General features: G+C 67.1%; 17 protein-coding genes and 3 pseudogenes. 11 read left to right on the top strand and 9 right to left on the bottom strand.

Going from position 1 to position 22,607, the window contains the following annotated elements; genetic code table 11:
* Positions 1-28: 28 nt before the first annotated feature.
* The 9 genes and pseudogenes from M0765_RS20605 to M0765_RS20565 all read left to right on the top strand — a co-directional run bounded on the left by M0765_RS20605 (position 29) and on the right by M0765_RS20565 (position 11,173).
* Positions 29-1,652 (top strand): annotated as a pseudogene (locus tag M0765_RS20605) (ABC transporter substrate-binding protein).
* Positions 1,653-1,692: 40 nt separating this feature from the next.
* On the top strand, positions 1,693-2,649 hold the full coding sequence (locus M0765_RS20600; RefSeq protein ID WP_258505661.1) for an ABC transporter permease: 957 nt from the start codon (positions 1,693-1,695) through the stop codon (positions 2,647-2,649).
* Positions 2,650-2,663: 14 nt separating this feature from the next.
* Entirely contained in the window at positions 2,664-3,569 is a 906-nt protein-coding gene (locus tag M0765_RS20595) for an ABC transporter permease (RefSeq protein ID WP_258505660.1), read from the top strand.
* Entirely contained in the window at positions 3,569-5,218 is a 1,650-nt protein-coding gene (locus tag M0765_RS20590) for an ABC transporter ATP-binding protein (protein WP_258505659.1), read from the top strand. The genes M0765_RS20595 and M0765_RS20590 overlap by 1 nt, the downstream gene beginning before the upstream one ends.
* Positions 5,215-6,303 (top strand): tartrate dehydrogenase, encoded by a 1,089-nt coding sequence (locus M0765_RS20585; RefSeq protein WP_258505658.1) that lies wholly within the window; start codon positions 5,215-5,217, stop codon positions 6,301-6,303. Before M0765_RS20590 ends, M0765_RS20585 begins: the two co-directional genes overlap by 4 nt.
* 37 nt (positions 6,304-6,340) lie before the next feature.
* Positions 6,341-7,820 (top strand): annotated as a pseudogene (locus M0765_RS20580) (NAD-dependent succinate-semialdehyde dehydrogenase).
* A gap of 190 nt (positions 7,821-8,010) precedes the next feature.
* Complete coding sequence (locus M0765_RS20575) at positions 8,011-8,388, top strand: c-type cytochrome (RefSeq protein WP_258505657.1); 378 nt, start codon at positions 8,011-8,013, stop codon at positions 8,386-8,388.
* 39 nt (positions 8,389-8,427) lie between these two features.
* Positions 8,428-8,901: a (2Fe-2S)-binding protein gene (locus M0765_RS20570; RefSeq protein WP_258505656.1), complete on the top strand. Its 474-nt coding sequence runs from the start codon at positions 8,428-8,430 to the stop codon at positions 8,899-8,901.
* Positions 8,902-8,914: 13 nt separating this feature from the next.
* Positions 8,915-11,173, top strand: coding sequence for a xanthine dehydrogenase family protein molybdopterin-binding subunit (locus M0765_RS20565; protein WP_258505655.1), 2,259 nt, complete (start codon positions 8,915-8,917; stop codon positions 11,171-11,173).
* 28 nt (positions 11,174-11,201) lie between these two features.
* Here M0765_RS20565 and M0765_RS20560 read toward each other — a convergent pair whose 3' ends face one another.
* The 5 genes from M0765_RS20560 to M0765_RS20540 are packed head-to-tail and all read right to left on the bottom strand — an operon-like array spanning position 11,202 to position 16,232.
* Positions 11,202-12,206 carry a tripartite tricarboxylate transporter substrate-binding protein gene (locus M0765_RS20560; RefSeq protein ID WP_258505654.1) on the bottom strand — a complete coding sequence of 335 codons (1,005 nt, stop codon included), beginning with the start codon at positions 12,204-12,206 and terminating at the stop codon, positions 11,202-11,204.
* Between the two features lie 52 nt (positions 12,207-12,258).
* Positions 12,259-13,131 (bottom strand): HpcH/HpaI aldolase/citrate lyase family protein, encoded by an 873-nt coding sequence (locus M0765_RS20555; RefSeq protein ID WP_258505653.1) that lies wholly within the window; start codon positions 13,129-13,131, stop codon positions 12,259-12,261.
* Complete coding sequence (locus tag M0765_RS20550; RefSeq protein WP_258505652.1) at positions 13,128-14,309, bottom strand: CaiB/BaiF CoA transferase family protein; 1,182 nt, start codon at positions 14,307-14,309, stop codon at positions 13,128-13,130. Before M0765_RS20550 ends, M0765_RS20555 begins: the two co-directional genes overlap by 4 nt.
* Before the next feature lie 19 nt (positions 14,310-14,328).
* Entirely contained in the window at positions 14,329-15,237 is a 909-nt protein-coding gene (locus tag M0765_RS20545) for an FAS1-like dehydratase domain-containing protein (protein WP_258505651.1), read from the bottom strand.
* Between the two features lie 23 nt (positions 15,238-15,260).
* On the bottom strand, positions 15,261-16,232 hold the full coding sequence (locus tag M0765_RS20540) for a tripartite tricarboxylate transporter substrate binding protein (protein ID WP_258505650.1): 972 nt from the start codon (positions 16,230-16,232) through the stop codon (positions 15,261-15,263).
* 105 nt (positions 16,233-16,337) lie between these two features.
* On the opposite strand from M0765_RS20540, the gene M0765_RS20535 reads away from it, so the two are divergent.
* Entirely contained in the window at positions 16,338-17,246 is a 909-nt protein-coding gene (locus M0765_RS20535) for a LysR family transcriptional regulator (RefSeq protein WP_258505649.1), read from the top strand.
* A 537-nt stretch (positions 17,247-17,783) separates the two neighbouring features.
* Here the strand turns inward: M0765_RS20535 and M0765_RS20530 are convergent.
* Together M0765_RS20530 and phaC are read right to left on the bottom strand one after the other, a co-directional pair.
* The gene (locus tag M0765_RS20530; protein ID WP_258505648.1) at positions 17,784-18,962 is read right to left on the bottom strand and encodes an acetyl-CoA C-acetyltransferase; all 1,179 of its coding nucleotides are present in this window, start codon (positions 18,960-18,962) and stop codon (positions 17,784-17,786) included.
* A gap of 81 nt (positions 18,963-19,043) precedes the next feature.
* Positions 19,044-20,792: a class I poly(R)-hydroxyalkanoic acid synthase gene (phaC, locus tag M0765_RS20525; protein WP_258505647.1), complete on the bottom strand. Its 1,749-nt coding sequence runs from the start codon at positions 20,790-20,792 to the stop codon at positions 19,044-19,046.
* Positions 20,793-20,906: 114 nt separating this feature from the next.
* Between phaC and M0765_RS20520 the strand changes: the two genes are divergently transcribed.
* Positions 20,907-21,230 carry a hypothetical protein gene (locus M0765_RS20520; RefSeq protein WP_258505646.1) on the top strand — a complete coding sequence of 108 codons (324 nt, stop codon included), beginning with the start codon at positions 20,907-20,909 and terminating at the stop codon, positions 21,228-21,230.
* Here M0765_RS20520 and pgeF read toward each other — a convergent pair.
* Both pgeF and maiA read right to left on the bottom strand, forming a co-directional pair.
* Positions 21,162-21,916: pseudogene (pgeF, locus tag M0765_RS20515) on the bottom strand (peptidoglycan editing factor PgeF). The gene M0765_RS20520 and the pseudogene pgeF overlap by 69 nt on opposite strands.
* 17 nt (positions 21,917-21,933) lie before the next feature.
* Positions 21,934-22,572, bottom strand: a complete 639-nt coding sequence (gene maiA, locus M0765_RS20510) for a maleylacetoacetate isomerase (RefSeq protein ID WP_258508352.1) — start codon at positions 22,570-22,572, stop codon at positions 21,934-21,936.
* Positions 22,573-22,607 lie beyond the last annotated feature (35 nt).

Genomic DNA, 22,607 nt, shown 5'->3' with positions numbered 1-22,607 from the left:
AGCCACCGGCCCACAGGAGTACCCCACCATGAGCGACAGCAGCAACAAGAGGTTCGAAAACCTCGTCGGTCCCGACGAAAGCCTTCGCGTGATGGCATCGCTGAAACGCGGCGCATCGCGGCGCGACATCCTCACGATGCTGGTGGCGGGCGGCATGCAGGCCACGCTCGCCGGCAGCCTGGCAGGCATGGCGGTGTCCGCCCACGCGCAAACGCCCAGGAAGGGTGGCCGAATCCGCGTGGCGGGCGCCACTGCCGCCGCCACCGACACGCTCGATCCGGCCAAGCAGTCGAACCAGACCGACTACTCGCGCTGCAACATGATCTACAACGGCCTGACCTCGCTGGACGCCAGCCTCACGCCGCAGCCCGCGCTGGCCGAATCGTTCACCACCAAGGACGCCAAGACCTGGGTCTTCACGCTACGCAAGGGCGTGACCTTTCACGACGGCAAAGCGCTCGCGCCCGCCGACGTGGTGTTTTCGGTCATGCGCCACAAGGATGCGGCCACCGCCTCCAAGGCCAAGATCCTTGCCGACCAGATCGAAAGCGCCAAGGCCACCGGCCCGAGCGAGGTGACCTTCGTGCTCACCGCGCCGAACGCCGACCTGCCGGTGATCCTGGGCACCTTCCACTTCCACATCGTCAAGGAAGGCACCACAGACTTCAATGCCGGCATCGGCACCGGTCCCTACAAGCTCAAGGAATTCAAACCCGGCGTGCGCTCGCTCATGGTGCGCAACGACGCCTACTGGAAGCCCGGCAAGCCCTACCTCGACGAGATCGAGTTCGTGGGCATCGGCGACGAGAGCGCGCGCGTCAACGCGCTGCTCTCAGGCGGCCTGGACCTGGTCGGCTCGGTCAACCCGCGTTCGGTGGCGCGCGTGAAGGACACGCCCGGCTTCGGCATATTCGTCACCCAGTCGGGCCAGTACTCCGACCTGGTGATGCGCAAGGACGTGGGCCCCGGCGCCAACCCGGACTTCGTGCTCGGCATGAAGCACCTGTTCGACCGCGAGCAGATGAAGAAGACCATTGCGCTCGACTACGCGGTGGTCGCCAACGACCAGCCCGTCGACCCGACCAACCGCTTCTACTTCGCCGGCCTGCCGCAGCGCCCCTTCGACCTCGACAAGGCGAAGTTCCACCTGCAGAAGTCCGGCATCACAGGCAAGGTGCCGATGGTGGCGTCGCCCGCGGCGCTGTACTCGGTGGAGATGGCCTTGTTGCTGCAGCAGACGGCGCAGCGCGCAGGGCTGGAGATCGACATCAAGCGCATGCCCGCCGACGGCTACTGGTCGAACCACTGGCTCAACAGCCACGTGGGCTTCGGCAACGTGAACCCGCGCCCGAGCGCCGACGTGCTGCTGACGCAGTTCTTTCCAGTCGGGTGCGGCATGGAACGAATCGCGCTGGAAGAGCGAGAAGTTCGACCAGCTGCTGCTCGCCTCGCGCGCCGAGACCGACGTGGCCAAGCGCAAGCAGATGTATGCGGACATGCAGACCATGATCCACCAGGACGCCGGCATCGGCATTCCGCTGTTCCTGTCGAGCATCGACGGCCACAGCTCCAAGCTCAAGGGCTTGTCGCCCATTCCGCTGGGCGGCCTCATGGGCTACAACTTCGCAGAGAACGTATGGCTGGAGGCATAACGCGTCCGCGGTCGTCCGCTTCGTCTCCAGGAGCATCGACATGAACCATGTGATCCTGAAGCTTCTGGCCCAGCGCATCGCGCTGGCGCTGTTGTCGCTGCTGGCGGTGTCGGTGGTCGTGTTCTCGATCACCGCGGTACTGCCCGGCGATGCCGCGCAGGAGCAGCTCGGCCAGGACGCCACGCCCGAAGCCGTGGCCGCGTTGCGCGCCCAGATGGGCCTGGACGTGCCCGCACCCGAACGCTACGCCAAGTGGCTCGTCGGCATGCTCAAGGGCGACCCCGGCCGCTCCGCGACCACGCAGATGCCGGTGGCTGAACTGGTTGCCAGCCGCCTGCCCAACTCGCTGCTGCTGGCCGCCGTCACTGCCCTGTTCTCGGTGCCGATTGCGCTGGCGCTGGGCATCGCCTCGGCGGTATGGCGCGGCTCGTGGTTCGACCGGGCGGCTTCGACGACGGCGGTGGGTGTGGTGTCGGTGCCGGAGTTCCTGGTGGCAACGCTGGCGGTGCTGGTGTTCGCGGTCAAGCTGCGCTGGCTGCCGGCGCTCTCGTTCGTCAACGACATCGAGTCGCTGGGCCAGCTGCTGCGCGCGTTTGCAATGCCGGTGCTGGTGCTGTGCTGCGTGATCGTGGCGCAGATGATGCGCATGACGCGCGCCGCGGTCATCGACCAGCTTGAGGCGCCCTACATCGAGATGGTGCGGCTCAAGGGCGCCTCGCCCATGCGCATGGTGCTGGCGCACGCGCTGCCCAATGCGGTGGGGCCGATTGCCAACGCCGTGGCGTTGAGCCTGTCGTACCTGCTCGGCGGCGTGATCATCGTCGAGACCATCTTCAACTACCCGGGCATCGCCAAGCTGATGGTCGACGGCGTCTCGCAGCGCGACATGCCGCTGGTGCAGACCTGCGCCATGATCTTCTGCTGTGCCTATCTGATCCTGGTGACGACGGCCGACATCTTCGGCATTCTCGCCAACCCGCGGCTGCGGCACCGCTGAAGGAAGGAAGCTTCATGGAAACGTCCACAACTTCAACGGTCGCGAGCGCCGCGGCTTTGCTGGCGCCGGTTCCCCAAGAACGCCGAGGCGGGCCTTTGCGCTGGCTCGCCGGCTTCGGCCCATCCGGCCTGCTCGGGCTCGCGGTGCTGCTGTTCTGGCTGCTCGCGGCGCTGCTCGGCCCCTGGATGCTCTCGCACGGCACGGCGGCCGCGGGCACCTCGAACGTCTTCGAGCCGATCAGCGCGAAGCACTGGCTGGGCACCGACTACCTCGGCCGCGACATGCTGGCGCTCATCATCGAGGGGGCGCGCTACACGATCGGCGTCGCGCTGCTGGCCACGCTGCTCGCAAGCGGAACCGGCACCGTGCTGGCGCTCTTGGCCGCCGCCACCGGCCGCTGGATCGACGCGGTGCTGAGCCGTGGCCTCGACACGCTCACTGCAATCCCGAGCAAGATGTTCGCGCTCATCATGGTGGCGGGCTTCGGCTCCGCGGTGCCGATGCTGGTGGTCACGGCGGCCATCATCTACGTGCCGGGCGCCTACCGCATGGCGCGCTCGCTGGCCGTCAACATCAACGCGCTCGACTACGTGACCGTGGCACGCACGCGCGGCGAAGGCACGCTCTACATCATGCTGCGCGAGATCCTGCCCAACATCCTGGGGCCGATGCTGGCCGACCTGGGCCTGCGCTTCGTCTACGTCGTGCTGCTGCTGGCGAGCCTGAGCTTCCTTGGGCTCGGCATTCAGCCGCCCGCGGCCGACTGGGGCTCGCTGGTGCGCGAGAACATCGGTGCGCTGGCCGTGGGTGGCGCCTCGGTCATCGTGCCGGCGCTGGCCATCGCGAGCCTGACCATCGCGGTCAATCTCGTCATCGACAACCTGCCGGGCCGCGCCGCCCGCGAAAGAGGAGCACGCTGATGGGCGCACCACTCACTGTCCAGGGCCTGCGCATCGTGGCTGGTGACACCACGCTGGTGGATGACCTGAGCTTTTCCGTGCAGCCCGGCGAAGTGCTGGCGCTGATCGGCGAATCGGGTTCCGGCAAGACCACCACCGCGCTGGCGCTGATGGGCTATGCACGCAGCGGCTGCCGCATCTCGGCCGGCCGCGTGCAGATCGGCGACACCGACGTGCTGGCACTCGATGCGGCGCGGCAGCGCTCGCTGCGCGGCCGCACGGTCTCCTACATCGCACAGAGCGCGGCCGCCTCCTTCAATCCCTCGCGCACGATCATGGACCAGGTGGTCGAACCGACCGTCATCCATGGCCTGTGCAAGCGGGCCGAGGCCGAAGCAAAAGCGGTGCAGCTGTTCCGCGAGCTGGCGCTGCCCGATCCGGAAAACATCGGCGCGCGGTATCCGCACCAGGTTTCGGGCGGCCAGCTGCAGCGGCTGATGGCGGCCATGGCGCTGATCGGCGACCCTGACCTGGTGATTCTCGACGAGCCGACCACCGCGCTGGACGTGACGACGCAGATCGAGGTGCTGCGCGCCTTTCGCCGCGTGGTGCGCGAGCGGCGCGCCACCGCCGTGTACGTGAGCCATGACCTGGCCGTGGTGGCGCAAATGGCCGACCATATCCTGGTGCTGCGCAACGGCAAGATGAGCGAGCTGAACGCCACGGAGCAGATCCTCTCTGCCCCGGTGGACGACTACACCAAGAGCCTGCTGGCGGCGGCGCGGCCCGCCGTGCGCGCCTCGGGCCAGGCCTCGGGCGATTCGGCGCTGCTGCTTCACGTGAGCGAGCTTTCGTGCGGCTACGGCGCGGTGGATTCGAAGGGCCAGCCGGCCAAGCTCATCCTCGAGGACATCAACCTCAAGCTGTACCGCGGGCAGGCCATCGGCGTGATCGGCGAATCGGGCTCCGGGAAGACCACGCTCGCTCGCGCAGTTGCGGGCCTGCTCAAGCCCTGCCACGGCAGCATCACGTTCGACGGGCACGCGCTCAAGCCCACGCTGCAGCAGCGCAGCCCCGAAGAGCTGCGCCGCATCCAGATCGTGTTCCAGATGGCCGACACGGCCTTGAACCCCTCGCAGACCATCTGGCGCATCCTGGCGCGGCCGCTGCAGTTCTACAAGGGCTTGCGCGGCGAACCGCTCAAGCAGCGCATCTTCGAGCTGCTCGACCTGGTGAAGCTGCCGCGCACGGTGGCTGACCGGCTGCCGGGCGGGCTCTCGGGCGGGCAGAAGCAGCGCGTGAACCTGGCACGTGCGTTGGCGGCCGAGCCCGACCTGATCCTGTGCGACGAGGTGACCTCTGCACTGGACACCGTGGTGGCGGCGGCGGTGCTCGACCTCATGGCCGAGCTGCGGCGCGAGTTGGGCGTGTCCTACCTCTTCATCAGCCACGACCTGCACACCGTGCGCTCGGTGTGCGACGAAATCGTGGTCATGCAGCACGGCCGCAAGCTCTCGCAAGTGGCGCGCGCCGACTACGACCGCGGGCCGCACCACCCCTACTACCAGCTGCTCGCGCGATCGGTGCCCGAACTGCGCCGCGGCTGGCTCGACGACATGGACCACGCGGCCGCGGCAGCAGCCCACGCCAACAGGGAGATACACGCATGACCCCGACATTCCGGATTGCGCTGATTGCCGGCGACGGCATCGGCAAGGAAGTGATGCCCGAGGGCCTGCGCGTGGTGCTGGCGGCGGCCGAGCGCTTCGGCTTCGAGCTCGATTGCCGCACCATCGACTGGGCCAGCTGCGACTACTACGCCGAGCACGGCCAGATGATGCCGGACGACTGGAAAGAGCAGTTGCGCGGCGTGGACGCCCTGTACTTCGGCGCCGTCGGCTGGCCCGAAACGGTGCCCGACCATGTGTCGCTCTGGGGATCGCTGCTCAAGTTTCGCCGCGAGTTCGACCAGTACGTGAACCTGCGCCCGGTGCGCCTGTTCGAGGGCGTGCCCTGCCCGCTGGCCGGCCGCAAGCCAGGCGACATCGACTACCTGGTGGTGCGCGAGAACACCGAGGGCGAATACACCTCGCTCGGCGGCGTGATGTACGAAGGCACCGAGCGCGAGATCGTGATCCAGGAATCGGTCTTCTCGCGCCACGGCACCGACCGCGTGCTGCGCTATGCCTACGAGCTTGCCGAAAGCCGCGCGCGCAAGCACCTCACAGTGGCCACCAAGAGCAACGGCATCGCGATCAGCATGCCGTGGTGGGACGGCCGCGCCGACGCCATCGGCCGCGACTACCCCGAGGTGACGGTCGACAAGCAGCACATCGACATTCTCTCGGCGCGCTTCGTGCTGCAGCCCACGCGCTTCGACGTGGTGGTGGCAAGCAACCTGTTCGGCGACATCCTCTCCGACCTCGGTCCGGCCACCACCGGCACCATAGGCCTTGCGCCCTCGGCCAACCTGAATCCGGACCGCAAGTTTCCGTCGCTCTTCGAGCCGGTGCACGGCTCGGCGCCCGACATCTACGGTCAGAACATTGCAAATCCGATCGCGATGATCTGGTCGGGCGCGCTGATGCTGGACTTCCTCACTCAGGGCCAGGGCGCGGGCCGCGCCGCGCACGACGCCATCCTTGGCGCGATCGAGGCGGTGCTGCGCGACGGGCCGCGCACCCGCGACCTGGGCGGCACGGCATCGACCACCGAAATTGGGATGGCGATTGCCGAACGTGTCGCCGCCGCCTGAGCCTTCACAACCCCATTTACGACCACTTTCATCGAACATGACTCTGACACTTGAACGCCAGAACCTGCTGCCCGGCCGCCAGCTCATCGGCGGTGAATGGCGCGACGCCAGCGACGGCCGCCGCCTCGACGTGACCGATCCCGCCACCGACAGCGTCTTCGCGAGCGTGCCCGACGGCACCGCCGCCGATGCGCGCGCTGCGGTGGCTGCCGCCCACGCTGCCTTCCCCACGTGGCGCGCTGTGCCCGCCAAGCAGCGCGCGCAGATCCTCAAGCGCTGGAACGACCTGATGCTGGCGCACCAGGAAGACCTGGGCCGCCTCATCTCGCGCGAACAAGGCAAGCCGCTCGCCGAGGGCCGTGGTGAGGTGGCCTATGCAGCGAGCTACGTCGAGTGGTTTGCCGAGGAGGCCACGCGCGCCAACGGCGACGTGATTCCGGCACCGGTCACGGGCCGCCGCATGCTCGCGCTGAAAGAGCCCGTGGGCGTGGTCGCCGCAATCACGCCGTGGAATTTTCCGGCCGCGATGATCGCGCGCAAGATCGCGCCGGCCCTTGCCGCGGGCTGCACCGTGGTGTGCAAGCCGGCCGAAGACACGCCGCTCACCTCGCTCGCGCTGGTAAAGCTGGCCGAGGAAGCCGGCGTGCCGCCGGGCGTGCTCAACATCGTGACCGCTTCGCGCGAGCGCACGCCTGAAGTGGTCGACGTGTGGCTGGCCGACTCGCGCGTGCGCAAGATCAGTTTCACCGGCTCCACGCCAGTGGGCAAGCACTTGGCGCGCGCTTCGGCCGACACGCTCAAGAAGCTGTCGCTCGAGCTTGGCGGCAATGCGCCTTTCGTCGTGTTCGAAGATGCCGACGTCGATGCCGCGGTCGACGGCCTCATGGCCGCCAAGTTCCGCAACGGCGGCCAGACCTGCGTGAGCCCGAACCGCGTGTTCGTGCAGTCGAAGGTGCACGACGCGTTCGTCGACAAGCTCGCGGCGCGCGTCGGCGCGCTCAAGGTCGGCCCTGCAACTGAGCCCGATTCGCAGATCGGCCCGATGATCAATGCCCGCGCGGTCGACAAGATCGAGCGCCATGTGCGCGACGCCGTGTCTCGCGGCGGCGCGCGTCGTGGTGGGCGGCGAGCGCCTGCGTTCGGCGCGCTGCAACGGCCCCAACTACTACGCACCCACCGTGCTGGTGAATGCCGATTCGTCCATGGAGTGCAGCTGCGAAGAAACCTTCGGGCCCGTGGTGCCGGTCACGCGCTTCGAGACGGAGGCCGAGGTCATCGCCGCCGCAAACGAAACGCCCTTCGGCCTGGCTGCGTACTTCTATTCGACCGACGTGCGCCGCATCTGGCGCGTGGCCGAGGCGCTCGAATCCGGCATCGTCGGCATCAACGAGGGCGCGCTGGCCGCCGAGGCCGCGCCCTTCGGCGGTGTGAAGGAGTCGGGCTACGGCCGCGAAGGCTCGGTGCACGGCCTCGACGACTACATGCACACCAAGTATCTCTGCCAGGGCGGCCTTTGAGCGTGCTCCCGCGGGCGGCCTCGGCGCGCCCGCGGAATTGATCCTGGGGGCCTCCCGGCCCCGTGGCGGCCTTGCATTTTGAAGTGCGACTTCAAAAGGCATGCTGTATTGGCCACTATCTCTTTCAGACCCTCGTCTCTAAAGTCGCGCATCACACGATGAGCGCCGCAACACAAGGGGCCTGAAAGAAATGAACGAAGACCGGAAACCGCAACGCGGCCCTGGCCGCATCACCACCATCCCGCGCGCCTTGCTGGCCTCGCTCGTGGCGGTGCCATGCATTGCTGCAGGCATTGCCTGGCCCGCTCCTGCCGCGGCCAGCCAGGCATTGGCCCAAAAGTACGCATGCGTTGCATGCCACCAGGCCACGGCAAAGGTCGTGGGGCCCTCCTGGAAAGACATCGGCGCAAAGTACGGCGACGGCAAGGGAACGGCCGCGCAACTGGCCGCAAGCATCAAGGCCGGCAGCTCCGGAAAGTGGGGGTCGATGCCGATGCCCGCGCAAGCACAGGTTCCCGATGCCGACGCACAGTTGCTCGCGCAATGGCTGCTCGACGGCGCCAAGTAGTCACAAAAAATCATCACCCCCACCTGCGGAGAAAAGAACATGAGCGCGCTCCACGTCAATGGCCGTGAACACACGGTCGACGCCGATCCCGGCACCCCCATCCTCTGGGCCTTGCGCGACACGCTGGGCATGACCGGCACCAAGTTCGGCTGCGGCGCCGCGCTGTGCGGCGCCTGCACCGTGCACCTGGACGGCCAGGCCATCCGCTCGTGCATCACGCCCATCTCGGCGGCCGAAGGCAAGAAGATCGTCACCATCGAAGCCGCCACCGACGGCAGCGACCGCGTGGGCGCGGCCGTGCACGCCGCATGGGTCAAGCACGACGTGGCGCAATGCGGCTACTGCCAGAGCGGCCAGATCATGAGCGCCACGGCATTCATCAAATCGCTCCCGCCCGGCAAGCAGCCGAGCACCGACGAGATCGACTCGGCCATGGCCGGCAACATCTGCCGCTGCGGCACCTATGCCCGCATTCGGGCCGCGGTGGCCGATGCCGCCAAGACCCTCGCCTGAAGGAGCACCCGACATGTTGCCCACCCATATCGATCCGAGCGAACTGCCGCGCGCCCTGCAGCGCCTGATGGCCGCAAGCCAGCCTGAGCCCGGCGCTGGCGCCGCCGCCCTGCCCCGCCGCAGCTTCCTGAAGCTTGCCGGCGTCGGCGGTTTGGCGATCGGCGCGTTTCCCCACATGGCCATGGCGCAGGCCGACGGTGCGGCCAAGCCGGCTGGCGGACTGAAGCCGTCGCAGCAGCCGCTCGCCTTCGTGCAGATTGCCCCCAACGGCGAAGTCACCGTGACCCACAACCGGCTTGAATTCGGCCAAGGCGTGCAGACGGGCTTGCCGATGATCCTGGCCGAAGAGCTCGATGCCGATTGGAGCCTGGTGCGCAGCAAGAGCGGCACCAACGATGCCGCCTACCACGACCCCGTGTTCGGCATGCACCTGACCGGCGGCTCCAACTCCATCAAGAACAGCTTCACGCAGTACCGCGAGCTCGGCGCGCGTGCGCGGGCCATGTTGCTGTCGGCTGCCGCCACAAAATGGAACGTCGATGTCGCCACGCTGCGCACGCAGGCCGGCACGGTGCTGGGCCCGGGCGGACGCAAGGCGAGTTATGGCGAACTGGCCGAAGCCGCCATGGCGCTGCCGGTGCCCGAGAAGGTCACGCTGAAAGACCCGAAGGATTTCAAGATCATCGGCCGCCCCACCACGCGGCTGGATGCGCGTGCCAAGAGCAGCGGCCGGCAAGACTTCGGCATCGACGTCAAGCAGCCCGGGCAACTCACCGCCGTGGTGGCCCATCCGCCGGTGTTCGGTGCGCGCCTGAAGTCGGTGGACGACAGCGCGGCGCGCGCGGTCAAGGGCGTGAAGGCGGTGCTGCGCGTGCCGCTCGACCGTGGCGCCGAAGGCGTGGCGGTGGTGGCCGATGGCTACTGGCCGGCCAAGATGGGCCGCGATGCGCTGAAGCTGCAGTGGGACACCTCCGCCGTCGAAAAGGTCGACAGCGAAAAGCAGCTGGTGCAGTACCGCGAACTGGCCGCCAAGCCCGGCCCGCGCAAGTTCGACGCCGACATGGCACCGCTCGCCAAGGCGCCCAAACAGCTCGAAGCCGAATTCGTGTTCCCCTACCTGGCCCATGCGCCCATGGAGCCGCTGAACTGCACCGTGAAGCTGTCGGCCGATCGCGCCGAGCTCTGGGTCGGCACACAGAGCGCCGGGCTGGACGCCGTCGCGGCGGCACGTGTGCTGGGCCTCAAGCCCGAGCAGGTGAGCGTGCATGTGCAAATGGCGGGCGGCGGCTTCGGCCGGCGCTTCGTGGGCTCGAGCGACTATGTGGTCGAGGCCTGCCAGATCGCCAAGGCCGCGCGCACCGCGGGTCTGACTGCGCCGGTGCGCCTGCTGTGGAGCCGCGAAGACGACATCAAGGGCGGCTACTACCGCCCCATGCACCTGCACCGCGCCCGCATCGGCTTCGACGAGCGCGGCAAGGTGCTGGCGTGGGACCACGTCATCGTGGGCCAGTCGATCCTCACGGGAACGGTGTTCGAGTCGTTCCAGGTCAAGGACGGCATCGACGCGTCAGCCACAGAGGGCATGCGTGAACCGTATCCGCTGCCGATGCGCCTGACCGTGCACCACCCCAAGGTCAACGTGCCGGTGCTGTGGTGGCGCAGCGTGGGCTCCACGCACACCGCATTCGTGATGGAAACGCTCATCGACGAAATCGCGCACAGCACCAAGCAAGACCCTGTGGCCTACCGCATGCAGCTCTTCGGCGACAAGCATCCGCGCCATCGCGCCGCGCTGCAGATGGCGGTCGACAAGAGCGGCTACGGCAAGAAGCAGCTGGCACAGGGCCGCGCCTGGGGCGTGGCGGTGCACGAGTCGTTCGAGTCGGTGGTGGCCTATGTGGTGGAGGCTTCGGTGAAAGACGGCCAGCCGGTGCTGCACCGCGCGACCGCCGGCGTGCACTGCAACCTGGCCGTGAATCCGCGCAGCGTCGAGGCGCAGGTACAGGGTGCCGCGGTCATGGGCCTGTCGATGTGCCTACCCGGCGGCGCCATCACGCTGAAGGACGGCGAAGTGCAGCAAAGCAACTTCGGCGACTTTGCCGTGGCCCGCATCACCCACATGCCGGAGTTCGAGGTGCACGTGGTGCCGAGCGCCGATGCGCCCACCGGCATCGGTGAGCCCGGCCTGCCGCCGCTGGCGCCGGCATTCGCCAACGCGCTCGCGCGGCTGACGGGCAAGCCGCTGCGCCAGATGCCTTTCAACCTGGTCTGATGAGCGACTTTGCGCGGCGCAGCAGGGCTCAGTCCGCCTGCACGCCGGACGCGCGAATCACCTTGCCCCACTTCTCGGTTTCGGCCGCGAGGTGGGTGCGCAGGGCTTCGGGCGTGACCTTGTCCATGGGCACAGCCTCGGTGCTCAGGTCGGCAAAGCGCTGCTTCACCGTTTCGTCCTGAAGCGCGGCACGCAGCGCCACATTGAGCTTTTGCATGACGGCAGGCGGCGTGCCCTTGGGCGCGTAGATGCCGTGCCACACCTTCACGTCGAAGCCCTTGAGCCCCTGCTCGTCCAGCGTCGGGATGTTGGGCATGCTCGACAGCCGCTTGGGCGTGGTCACGCCGAACACCTTGACACGGTTGCCGTCCTTGATGACCGGGGCGGTCTGCGTGGTCTGGTCGCACACCAGGTCGACCTGCCCGCCCATCACATCGTTGAGCGCGGGGCCGGCGCCCTTGTAGGGCACGGTGGTGAGCTGCACGCCGATCTGGTGGGCAAAGAGCATGCCGCACAGCTGCGACACCGCGCCGATGCCGGCGTTGGCGAGCGTGACCTTGTCCTTGTTGGCCTTCACGTAGGCCAGCAGCTCCTGAAAATTGTTGGCCGGAAAGTCCTTGCGCGAAAGCAGCGTCATCGGCACGTCCATCACCTGGCCGACGTATTCGAAGTCTTTCAGCGGGTCGTAGCTGAGCTTCTTGTAGAGCGCGGGCGCGGTCGCCATGCCCATGTGATGGATCAGGATGGTGTAGCCGTTGGGCGCCGCCTTGGCCACACGCCCGGGCGCGATGGTGCCGCCCGCGCCGACGGTGTTCTCGACCACGACGGTCTGCCCAAGCGACTTGCCCATGGGAATGGCCAGCATGCGCGCGACCACGTCGGTAGGCCCGCCGGCCGAATACGGCACGACCATGGTGATGGGCTTGTCGGGCCAGGGTGCCTGTGCGGTGGCTGGTGCTTGAACGGCCAGCAGGCAGGCGCCCAGCGATGCCGCGATTACGGCGCGTGTCTTCCAGTTCTTTGTTGCTTTCACTTCGTTGTCTCCTTGAGGTTATTGATCTGGTATGTCCGAAGCCCCGCCGCCTTCAGGGCGGAGCTTGCGATTCGAGTGCCAGCAGTCGCTCTGCGAGCCGCACCACGGGCGCGTCGACCATGCGCCCGTCGAGGCTGACGACGCCACCGCCCGCGGCCTGGGTTGCATCCAGCACGCGGCGCGCCCATGCGAGCTCGTCCGCGCTTGGGCCGAGGGCGGCATGCACGGGCGCGACCTGGTCCGGGTGAATGCAAAGCTTGGCGCCGAAGCCGCCGCGCCGGGCGCGAGCGGCATCGGCGGCGAGCCGCGCCGCATTCCGCCAATCGGGCGTGACGCCGTCGATTGGGGCTGCAAGGCCAGCGCGACGCGAGGCGAGCACCAGTGCCAGGCGCACGGGCACCAGCTCGGCTTCGTCCGTATCGCAGGCCAGCCCCAGGTCGGCCTGGAAATCGAGGTTGCCGAATGCGAGCCGGAGCACCTGCGGCGCCGCCGCGAGTTCGCGGGCGGCTTCCAGGCCCGCGGCCGATTCGATCAACGGCACGATCAGGCTTTTCAGTCCGAGGGCGGCAGAGAGCCGCTGCAGGTCGGTCGCACGCTCGGCCTTCGGCAGCATCACGCCGGCGATCAGGCCTTGAGCGGCGAGTTCGCTTACCTCGGCGAGGTCACTTCCGTGCCACGGCGTTCCGCAGGCGTTGATGCGCACCAGCAGGCGCTGCTGCTGCGCCACGCTCAAGGCAGAGAAAGAAGCCCTCAGCTGCGCACGCGCCTCCGACTTTCGATCGGGCGCAACGGCGTCTTCCAAATCGACGATCACGCCGCCTGCGCCGCTGGCCAACGCGCGCGCATGGCGCTCGGGCCGGTCCGCTGGAACGAACAGGAAGGTGCGAGCCAACGCCAGCCGCGAAGTCGCATCCGTCGCGCTCACACCGCCCCCGCCTCTCGAAGGGCCGCAATGTCGACATCGCTCCGGCCCAGGCTGCGCAGAATGGATTCAGTGTGCTCGCCCACGGCAGGCACGGGGTCCATGCGGTAGTCGAACGCGCTCTGGCGGCCCGCTGGCAGCAGGGCCGGAATAGCGCCGGCCGGCGACCCCACCTGCCGCCACCGGTCGCGCGCCTGCAATTGCGGATGCGCCCACAGCCCGGCCATGTCGTTCATGCGCGCATTGGCAATCTGCGCGGCATCGAGGCGCTCGACCACCTGTACGGTGCCGAGCGCGGCGAAGGTCTCCACGATGATCGCGCGCAGCGCATCGCGGTTCTCGTTGCGCCGCGCGTTGCTGTCGAAGCGCGCGTCGGTGGCAAGCTCCGCCTGCAGCAGCACCTTTTCGCAGAACACGCGCCATTCGCGCTCGTTCTGCAGGCCCAGCATCACCGTGCCGCCGTCGCCGGCAGGGAACGGGCCGTACGGATAGATGGTCGCGTGCGATGCGGCGCTGCGCGGCGGCGGAGGTGCGCCGTCGTAGGCGTAGTACATCGGGTAGCCCATCCACTCGGCCAGAGATTCGAGCATCGACACGTCGATGTGCGAGCCCTTGCCGGTCTTGCCACGCTGCAGCAACGCCGCGAGGATGCCGGTGTACGCGTACATGCCCGCCGCAATGTCGGCGATGGAGTTGCCGGACTTGCACGGATCTTCCGGCGTGCCCGTCACCGACAGGAAGCCCGCTTCGCTCTGTATCAGCAGGTCGTAGGCCTTCTTGTCGCGGTACGGGCCGTCTTCGCCGTAGCCCGAGATGTCGCACACGATGAGCCGCGGGTTCTTCGCCTGCAGCGCTTCGGCGCCCAAGCCCATGCGGGCGGCGGCACCGGGCGCGAGGTTCTGCACCAGCACGTCGGCATCGGCCACCAGCTCCTGCAGCACTGCGAGCGCGGCGGGTTGCTTGAGGTCGAGCGTGAGGCTTTCCTTCGAGCGGTTCACCCACACGAAGTGCGAGGCCTCGCCGCCCACGCGAGCGTCGTAGGCACGCGCGAAGTCGCCCACGCCGGGGCGCTCCACCTTGACGACGCGGGCGCCAAGGTCGGCCAGTTGCCGGGTGCAGAACGGTGCCGCAATCGCGTGCTCGAGCGAAACGACGGTGATGCCGTCGAGGGGTCTTGTCATGCGTTTTTTCTCCCTGTGTTCATGCGAGCACGGCCGTGGCCTGCATCGTGAGCCAGCCGTCGGCGTCTTCGCCCCACAGGCTGAAGGTCTTGCCGTCGGCGCTGCTTTCGACGGGCTTGCCGTGCACGCGGAACGGCGCAATGTCGAAGGTGGGCCGCACCGCGCGGAATTCGAAACGCGCGAGCTGCGCGCCCGGCACGTTCCGGCGCAGCAGGTCGACCAGCAGCGTCGCGATGAGCGGGCCGTGCACGATCAGGCCCGGATAGCCCTCGACCTGCGTCACGTAGCGGCGGTCGTAGTGAATGCGGTGGCCGTTGAAGGTGAGCGCCGAGTAGCGGAACAGCAGCACGTCGTCGGGCACGATGTCGCGGCTGAAGGCGGCGTCTTTGGGCGCGGGTGTGGGCGGCGGAGTTTTCTCATCGGGCCTGGCCGCGGCGCGGTAGACGATGTCGTGCTCTTCGGTGAGCGCAAGGCCGCGTCCATTGCGTACCTCGTGGCGCACGAGCACGAACACCAGCTCGCCGGTGCGGCCAGCCTTGTGCGTGACGGAAGCGATGGTCGAGGTGCGCTCGACCGTGTCGCCGACTTGCAGCGGGTTGCCGTTCTCCCACACCAGCCGTCCGCCGGCCCACATGCGGCGCGGCAGCGGCACGTGCGGCAGGAAACCACCGCGCTTGGCATGGCCGTCTTCGCCGATTTCGGATTGGCGATGGTGAGGCAAGAAGTAGAGCCAGTGCCAGAGCTCGGGCAGGCGCGTGCCGGCGGCGGGCAGCGGGTCGTCGCGGTCCAGCGTGGCGGAGAGTGCGCGCACGGGCGCGGCGGTGATCTCGTCGGCCAGCATTTCGCTGCGGCCCTGCCATGACTGGAGCTTTGCGAGTGTGTCGCCGCCGATCAGCGGAGAGGAATTTTCCGGCGCGTGATTGTTCATGGTTCTTTTTCTATGCCAGTTCATCAATCCACTGCGGCGCCCGATGCCTTGACGATGCGCGCCCACTTGGCGAGGTCGTCCTGCAGCAGCTTCGAAAACTGCTCCGGCGTGGTGGGCGCCGCAATCTCGACGCCCTGCTGGTCGAGCTTGTCGCGCAGGTCCTTTGCCGCCAGCGCCTTGCGCGTGGCGTCTTGCAGCGTGACGAGCACGTCAGGCGGAACGCCCGCGGGCGCGAACAGGCCGATCCAGAGCGTGCCGTTGTAGCCCGGCACCGCCTCGGCGATGGTGGGCACGTCCGGCAGCACCGGCGAGCGCTTGTCGCCGCTCACCGCCAATGCGCGCAGCTTGCCGGCCTTGATGTGCGAAAGCGCTGAAGGCAGGCTGGCAAAAACGATGGGCAGTTGCCCACCGAGCACGTCATTCAGCGCGGGTGCCACGCCTTTGTACGGCACGTGCTGCAAAGAGATGCCGGCCATGCTGTTGAGCATTTCGCCGAGCAGGTGGTTGAGCGTGCCGTTGCCGGCGGAGGCGTACTGGTAGTTGGCGCCCTTCTGCCGCGCGAGCTTCAGGAACTCGTTGAGATCCTTTGCAGGAAACGAGGGGTTGACCAGCAGCACGTTGGGCACCGCGCCGATCAGGCCCACGGGCTTGAAGTCTTTCACTGGGTCGAAACCCGGGTTCTTGTAGAGCGCCGGGTTGATGGCCTGGCTGCTGCTGATGGTCATGAGCAGCGTGTAGCCGTCCTTCGGGCCCTTGGCGACCAGCTGCGTGCCGATGTTGCCGCCCGCGCCGGGCCGGTTGTCGACCACCACGCTGGCGTTCATCACCTCGCCGATCTTCTGACCCACGAGGCGGCCGACGATGTCGTTGGTGCCGCCCGCGGCCTGCGGGACGATGAGCGTGACCGGGCGCGAGGGGTATGGCTGCGCGGTTGCAGGGCCTGCGGCAATCAATGCGGCGGCGAACGAAAGAAGGGCCAGTATGCGAAATCTCATGTCTTTGTCTCCATGGCCGCATGGTGTTCCGCCCCACCCCTGCGCGCAATCTGCGATTTCGGAACCCAGCCTTCTGAATTACCGAAGGCTTGGGTACGATGGCACATGCTTTTCGACCTGACCGACCTGCGCCTTTTCGTTGCCACGGCCGAACTCGGCAACCTCACGCGAGCCGCCGAGCGGCAGCACCTGTCGCTTGCGGCGGCCAGTGCGCGCATCAAGGCGCTCGAAACACAGGCGGGCTTGCAATTGCTGCAGCGCGAGGCACGCGGCGTGCGACTGCTACCTCCGGGCGAAGCCTTCTTGCACCACGCCCGCCTGGTGCTGCATCAAACAGAGCAACTGCGCGCCGACTTGCTCGAATACGGCGGCGGTCTGCGCGGCCACCTGCGCGTGTTCGCCAACACCACGGCTGTGACCGATTTCCTGCCCGAAATACTGCCCGGCTTCCTTGCGCACAACCCGCGCATCAACGTCGACCTTCAGGAAAAACCGAATGCTCAGATCCCGCGTGGCGTGCTCGACGGCCGCGCCGACATCGGCATCGTGGCCGGCCGCGTCGACACGTTGGGCCTTGAAGCCATCCACTTCAGCACCGACCGGCTGGTGCTCGTCACATCCCGCAAACACCGCTTCGCAAAGCGCCGAAAGATTTCATTTGCCGAGACGCTGGACGAAGACGCGATCGGCATGCAGCAAGGCAGCACCTTGCAGACTTTTCTAGCGCAAATTACCGACAACCTCGGCAAGCGGCAGAAGCTGCGCATCCAGCTCGGGAGCTTCGACGCGATGTGCCGGATGATCGGCAGCGGCGTGGGCATTGGCGTGGTGCCCGAATCGGCTGCACGGCGCAATCAGGAGAGCATGCAGCTCGCACTGATCGACCTGAGCGACGCGTGGTGTGTGCGGGAGCGGTACCTGCTGGTGCGAGACCGGGCGGCGTTGCCGATCTATGCACAGGCGCTGGTCGAAACGCTGTGCCGGCACTATGCGGGTGAGCAGGCTGCTGTTTGACTGAATTCCGGCTCCGCGGGCCGATAAAACAAGGACTTGCGAGCGGATTGTGAAGAAGCCGGTGCCGTCCCCATTTTCCGTGGACAACTTTGGGGATAACTGATGTGCTTCCTTGTAAACGCGATTTAAGTTGTTGTTTTATAAGGAGAATAGTCAGTTTGCTGAAAATTTGGGCGGTGAACAAGGTGGCGTCTGCCTGTCGGGCGTCTGCTGTTCGGGGCGTGTGCAAAGGCCACCGGGTACTCCCCTCCGCGAATGTCCCCCGGGGCTGCGCCCCTCCTCCTTTATTTCGCTGCGCGGAGCACCCGATGCCCTGTGCACCGGGGCACGCCGCTGGTGTTCCGCTGATCAACCACAGCCCTGCCCAAAGCACCCGCTGATGGGGTGCCTTGCGCAGCGAAATAAAGGAGGAGGCCGCAGGCCGGGGGACATTCGCGGAGAAAGGTACCCCGTCGGCGGGGGCGCCGCCCTGAACGAACAGGAGGCAGCGCACAAAACCAAGAGCGCCCGCTCGACCGAGGCACCCCCGAAGGAAACTCAGCGCTCGATAGTCAGCGCCACACCCATGCCACCGCCGATGCACAGCGACGCAATGCCCTTCTTGGCGTTCTGCCGCTGCATTTCGTGCAGCAGCGTCACAAGAATGCGGCAACCCGACGCGCCGATGGGGTGACCGATGGCGATGGCGCCGCCGTTCACGTTCACCTTGTTCACGTCCCAGCCCATTTCCTTGTTCACAGCGCAGGCCTGAGCGGCAAAGGCTTCGTTGATTTCGAGCAGGTCGAGGTCGGCCGCCTTCCAGCCGGCGCGCTGCAGCGCCTTGGTCGACGCGGGCACCGGGCCCATGCCCATGATGGCCGGGTCGAGGCCCGCGGTGGCATAGCTTGCGATGCGGCCCAGCGGCTTCAGGCCCAGGGCGGCTGCCTTCTTGGCCGTCATCACCATCACGGCGGCGGCGCCGTCGTTCAGGCCCGAGGCATTGCCCGCGGTCACGCCGCCGGCCTTGTCGAACGCGGGGCGCAGGCCCGCCAGGCCTTCGGCGCTGGTCTTGCGGTTGATGAACTCGTCCTTGTCGAAAACGATCGGGTCGCCCTTCTTCTGGGCGATGCTCACCGGCACGATCTCGTCCTTGAACTTGCCGGCATCTTGCGCGGCCGCGGCCTTGGTCTGGCTGCCGAGTGCGAGCTCATCCTGCGCGGAGCGGTCGATGCCGAACTTCTTGGCCACGTTCTCGGCCGTGATGCCCATGTGGTACTGGTTGTACACATCCCACAGGCCGTCGACGATCATCGTGTCGACCATTTTCCAGTCGCCCATGCGCTGCCCGTTGCGAGAGTTTGGCAGCACGTGCGGCGCCATGCTCATGTTCTCTTGCCCGCCGGCAATCACGATTTCGCTGTCGCCCGTGGCCACGGCCTGCGCCGCCAGCATCACGGCCTTCAGGCCCGAGCCGCACACCGCATTGATGGTGAGCGCGGGGGTTTCCTTGGCGCCGCCGCTCTTGAGCCACGCCTGCCGCGCGGGGTTCTGGCCCGCACCGGCGGCCAGCACCTGGCCCATGATGGCTTCGCCGACCTGCTCGGCCGTGAGGTTCGCGCGTGCAATCACTTCCTTGATCACGAGGGCGCCCAGCTCCGTGGCCGCAATGCCGGCGAGCGAGCCGCCGAACTTGCCGACCGCCGTGCGTGCAGCCGAAACGATGACGATGTCTTCCATGAGGTTCTCCGTTGAAGTGATTTGAATGAAGCGGGTGCGTGGGATTGTGCGTGCGGCTGTCGGCTGCTGCTTTGGGCTATGTCAGGCGCGGGCCTTGACGTAGCGCCCCGGCGCGGGCTCGATGGCCTTGTACGTCTTGCCGTTGCCGTAGGTCTTCGGCGCGGGAACATGCTTGCCCGCATGGCCCTTGAGCCACTGGGCCCAGTCGGTCCACCAGCTGCCGGGGTGCTCGGTGGCGCCGGCCAGCCATTCGGCCTGCGTCTTGGGAAACTTGCCGTCCTCGCGAATCCAGTGGCTGCGCTTTTTCTTGGCGGGCGGGTTGATCACGCCGGCAATGTGGCCTGAAGCGCCCATGACGAAGCGCTTCTTGCCGGGCAGCAGCTGCGTCGATGCATAAGCCCCGCCAATCGGCACGATGTGGTCTTCGCGCGAGCCGTAGATATAGGCCGGGATGTCGATCTTGCTCAAGTCCACCTTCTGGCCGCACACCGTGAGCGCATTGGGCTTGGCGAGCTTGTTCTCGTGGTACGTGTTGCGCAGGTACCAGGTGTAGAACGGGCCCGGCAGGTTGGTGGCGTCGCTGTTCCAGTAAAGCAGGTCGAACGGGGGCGGGGTTTCGCCCTTCAGGTAGTTGCCGACCACGTAGTTCCACACCAGGTCGTTCGGGCGCAAAAAGCTGAAGGTCGAGGCCAGGTCGCCGCCCGGCAGCAGCCCGCCCTTGCCGAGCTGCATTTCGCGGTACTGCACCATCGGCTCGTCGACAAAGATGTCGAGAATGCCCGTGTCGCTGAAGTCAAGGAACGTGGTGAGCAGCGTGACCGAGGCCGCCGGCTTTTCGCCGCGTGCCGCAAGCACGGCCAGCGCGGTGCTCAGGATGGTGCCGCCCACGCAGAAGCCAAGCGCATTGATTTGCTTGCTGCCGCTGATTTCCTGCACCGTGTGAATCGCCTTGATTGCGGCGTTCTCGATGTAGTCGTCCCAGGTGGCGTTGGCCAACGATTCGTCGGGGTTGCGCCAGCTCACTACGAACACGCGGTGGCCCTGCTCGTTCGCATAGCGGATCAACGAGTTTTCGGGCTGCAGGTCGAGTATGTAGAACTTGTTGATGCAGGGCGGCACCAGCAAGAAGGGCCGCTCGTACACCTTGGCCGTGAGCGGCTTGTATTCGAGCAGCTGGAACAGCTCGTTCTCGAACACCACCGCGCCTTCGGTGGTGGCCACGTTGCGCCCCACTTCGAAGGCGCTTTCGTCGGTCATGCTGAGGTGGCCCTGCTTGATGTCGTGCAGCAGGTTCTGAATGCCCTTGGCAATGCTCTCGCCCTGGGTTTCGATGGCTTTTTTCTGCGCCTCGGCGTTCAGCGCCAGCGAATTGCTCGGCGACGAGGCCGCCATCCACTGCTCCACGGCAAAGCGCAGGCGGGCCTTGGTTTTCTCGTCGGCGTCGATGGCGTCGGCCATGTTCAGCATGGTGCGGCCATTGAGCAGGTACACGGCCGCCGAGAAGGCAGCGAGCGGATTGCCGCCCCAGGCGTCGGACGCAAAGCGCTTGTCGCCCTCGGGCTTGGCGGCAAAGCCCTGGCGCCAGAGCTCGGTCGCCTCGGCAACATATTGCTGCTGGATCGATTGAAGCTTTTCGGGGTCGATGGAGATCTTGGGCAGCTCGGGCATCTTGGCCGTCTGCGGCATTTGCCACAGCGGCGTGCCGCCGACGAAGGCAGAGGCCCCCTGCGCGGCGGATTGCTGGAACGATTCCAGCGCCTTGTTCCATCCCTCTGACAGTGCCTGCTGGAAGGGCGCGAACGCATCGGCCCCCGTGGCTTGTTGCTTCATGGTGTCTCCTGGTCCTCGCCTGAGTCGGTACAGATGGCTGCTCGTGTTTTGAGTATGCTGCATTTCACAAGGCCTTCATAACGCCGCCCACCTACTTACCGACTGAAACTTGTTGTGTTCATCCACCTGATCGTGATCGGCTGGCTCTACGTTGCCGTGATGATGGCCGTGGCCGAAGCCACCAGCACCACAGGCACCGTGCTGGGTGCCATCTTCACATTTCTTTTGTACGGATTGGCGCCCGTGGCCTTGGTGGTTTACCTGATGGGAACCCCGGGCCGCCGCCGCGCGATCAGGCAGCGCGAGGCCGAGGCGCAGGAGGCCGCACGCCGCGCCGCCGCGGCCTCAACCGAAGCAACACGCAAGGATTCAGGCCTTCCAGACCAGGGCGGCGAAGCGCCCGCTGACGCCGTCCCGCCGGTGCGAAAAGAACCGTGAGGGGTTGCCGACGGTGCACCAGCCGTCGGTGCCGTCGTTGCCATACACGGCTTCCACGCCGGCCGCGCGCAAGCGCTGGCGTGCAAGCGCCGGCAGGTCCGCCAGCCATTTGCCGGCCGATTGCGCAGGCTGAAAGCACCCCGCGGCCTCCGGCGCATGCGCCTCGAATTCGGCCTTGACTTCGGCGCCGACCTCGAAGGCCTTTGGGCCGATGCAGGGGCCGAGCCATGCCAGCACCTTGCCCTGCTCCGGGGCAAAACCCCGGCCGTTGCTTCGAGCACGCCGCCGGCAAGGCCGCGCCAGCCCGCATGCGCGGCGGCCACGCGGCGCCCTGAGGTATCGGTGAAAAGTACGGGCAGGCAATCGGCCACCATGATCGTGCAGGCCAGGCCGCTATCGCCGGTGGTGCAGGCGTCGGCGGCGGCCCCGTCCGGCAACGAATTGCCGGTGCCCTCGAGCTCCACGACCTCGCTGCCATGCACCTGCTGCAGGAAGACCGGCCGCACGCCGATGGCCTGCCGCAGACGCGTGCGGTTGGCCGCGACGTGCGCCGGCTCGTCGCCCACGTGGTCGCCGAGATTCAGGCTTTCATAGCGCCCCACCGAAACGCCGCCGCTACGTGTGGTGCACAGCGCCCGCACGTTCTGCGGCGCCGGCCAGTCGGGCACGAGCCAGCTCGGGTCCATGCCGGGGTTCATGCCGCTCAGGCTTCCGCGTCGGGCGCCTGCGAAGGCTGGGCGCGCTGGAAGGCGTCCAGCGCCATGCAGGCCTCGAAGGCGGCCATGGTGCGCGGCAGCCCGCTGAAGTCGCAGTCGAAGCGCCTGCCGTTGAAGATCTGCGGCACCAGGCAGCAGTCGGCCAGCGTGGGCGTGTTGCCGTAGCAGAAGGTGCCGCCCGGGTGCTGCGCAAGCTGCCGCTCGAAGGCCAGCATGCCGTCGCGCACCCAGTGGCGGTACCAGGTGTTCTTGGCCTCGTCGTCGAGCTTGAGCTCCTTCACCAGGTACTTGAGCACGCGCAGGTTGTTCAGCGGGTGGATCTCGCAGGCAATCGACTGGGCCAGCGCCCGCACGTGTGCCCGGCCGACCGGGTCGTGCGGCAGCAGCGGCGGCTCGGGGTGGGTCTCGTCCAGGTATTCGATGATGGCCATCGACTGTGAAAAGCGCTCGCCCTCGTCTTCGAGCAGCGGCACCAGCATGTCGGCCGAAATGGCCGAATAGGGGCCCGTGCGATGGTCGCCGCGGGCAATGTGCACCGGCACGTAGTCGTAGTCCAGGCCCTTCAGGTTGAGCGCAATGCGCACCCGGAAGGACGACGAGGAGCGGAAGTAGTTATGCAGCTTCATCATTGCGCAAGCATAGCGCTCGCGAACAACCCTGG

The sequence above is a fragment of the Variovorax sp. S12S4 genome, assembly GCF_023195515.1.
Classification (GTDB): Bacteria; Pseudomonadota; Gammaproteobacteria; order Burkholderiales; family Burkholderiaceae_C; genus Variovorax.
This window is presented reverse-complemented; position numbering and strand designations above follow the sequence as displayed.

What these genes read in the sequence shown, in the direction of transcription:
- M0765_RS20570 (WP_258505656.1), top strand. Translation starts at nt 8,428, where the DNA reads ATGAGCGCGCTCCACGTCAATGGCCGTGAACACACGGTCGACGCCGAT.
- M0765_RS20530 (WP_258505648.1), bottom strand. Translation starts at nt 18,962, where the DNA reads ATGGAAGACATCGTCATCGTTTCGGCTGCACGCACGGCGGTCGGCAAG.
- M0765_RS20585 (WP_258505658.1), top strand. Translation starts at nt 5,215, where the DNA reads ATGACCCCGACATTCCGGATTGCGCTGATTGCCGGCGACGGCATCGGC.
- phaC (WP_258505647.1), bottom strand. Translation starts at nt 20,792, where the DNA reads ATGAAGCAACAAGCCACGGGGGCCGATGCGTTCGCGCCCTTCCAGCAG.
- M0765_RS20590 (WP_258505659.1), top strand. Translation starts at nt 3,569, where the DNA reads ATGGGCGCACCACTCACTGTCCAGGGCCTGCGCATCGTGGCTGGTGAC.
- M0765_RS20540 (WP_258505650.1), bottom strand. Translation starts at nt 16,232, where the DNA reads ATGAGATTTCGCATACTGGCCCTTCTTTCGTTCGCCGCCGCATTGATT.
- M0765_RS20545 (WP_258505651.1), bottom strand. Translation starts at nt 15,237, where the DNA reads ATGAACAATCACGCGCCGGAAAATTCCTCTCCGCTGATCGGCGGCGAC.
- M0765_RS20595 (WP_258505660.1), top strand. Translation starts at nt 2,664, where the DNA reads ATGGAAACGTCCACAACTTCAACGGTCGCGAGCGCCGCGGCTTTGCTG.
- M0765_RS20535 (WP_258505649.1), top strand. Translation starts at nt 16,338, where the DNA reads ATGCTTTTCGACCTGACCGACCTGCGCCTTTTCGTTGCCACGGCCGAA.
- M0765_RS20550 (WP_258505652.1), bottom strand. Translation starts at nt 14,309, where the DNA reads ATGACAAGACCCCTCGACGGCATCACCGTCGTTTCGCTCGAGCACGCG.
- M0765_RS20565 (WP_258505655.1), top strand. Translation starts at nt 8,915, where the DNA reads ATGTTGCCCACCCATATCGATCCGAGCGAACTGCCGCGCGCCCTGCAG.
- M0765_RS20600 (WP_258505661.1), top strand. Translation starts at nt 1,693, where the DNA reads ATGAACCATGTGATCCTGAAGCTTCTGGCCCAGCGCATCGCGCTGGCG.
- M0765_RS20575 (WP_258505657.1), top strand. Translation starts at nt 8,011, where the DNA reads ATGAACGAAGACCGGAAACCGCAACGCGGCCCTGGCCGCATCACCACC.
- maiA (WP_258508352.1), bottom strand. Translation starts at nt 22,572, where the DNA reads ATGAAGCTGCATAACTACTTCCGCTCCTCGTCGTCCTTCCGGGTGCGC.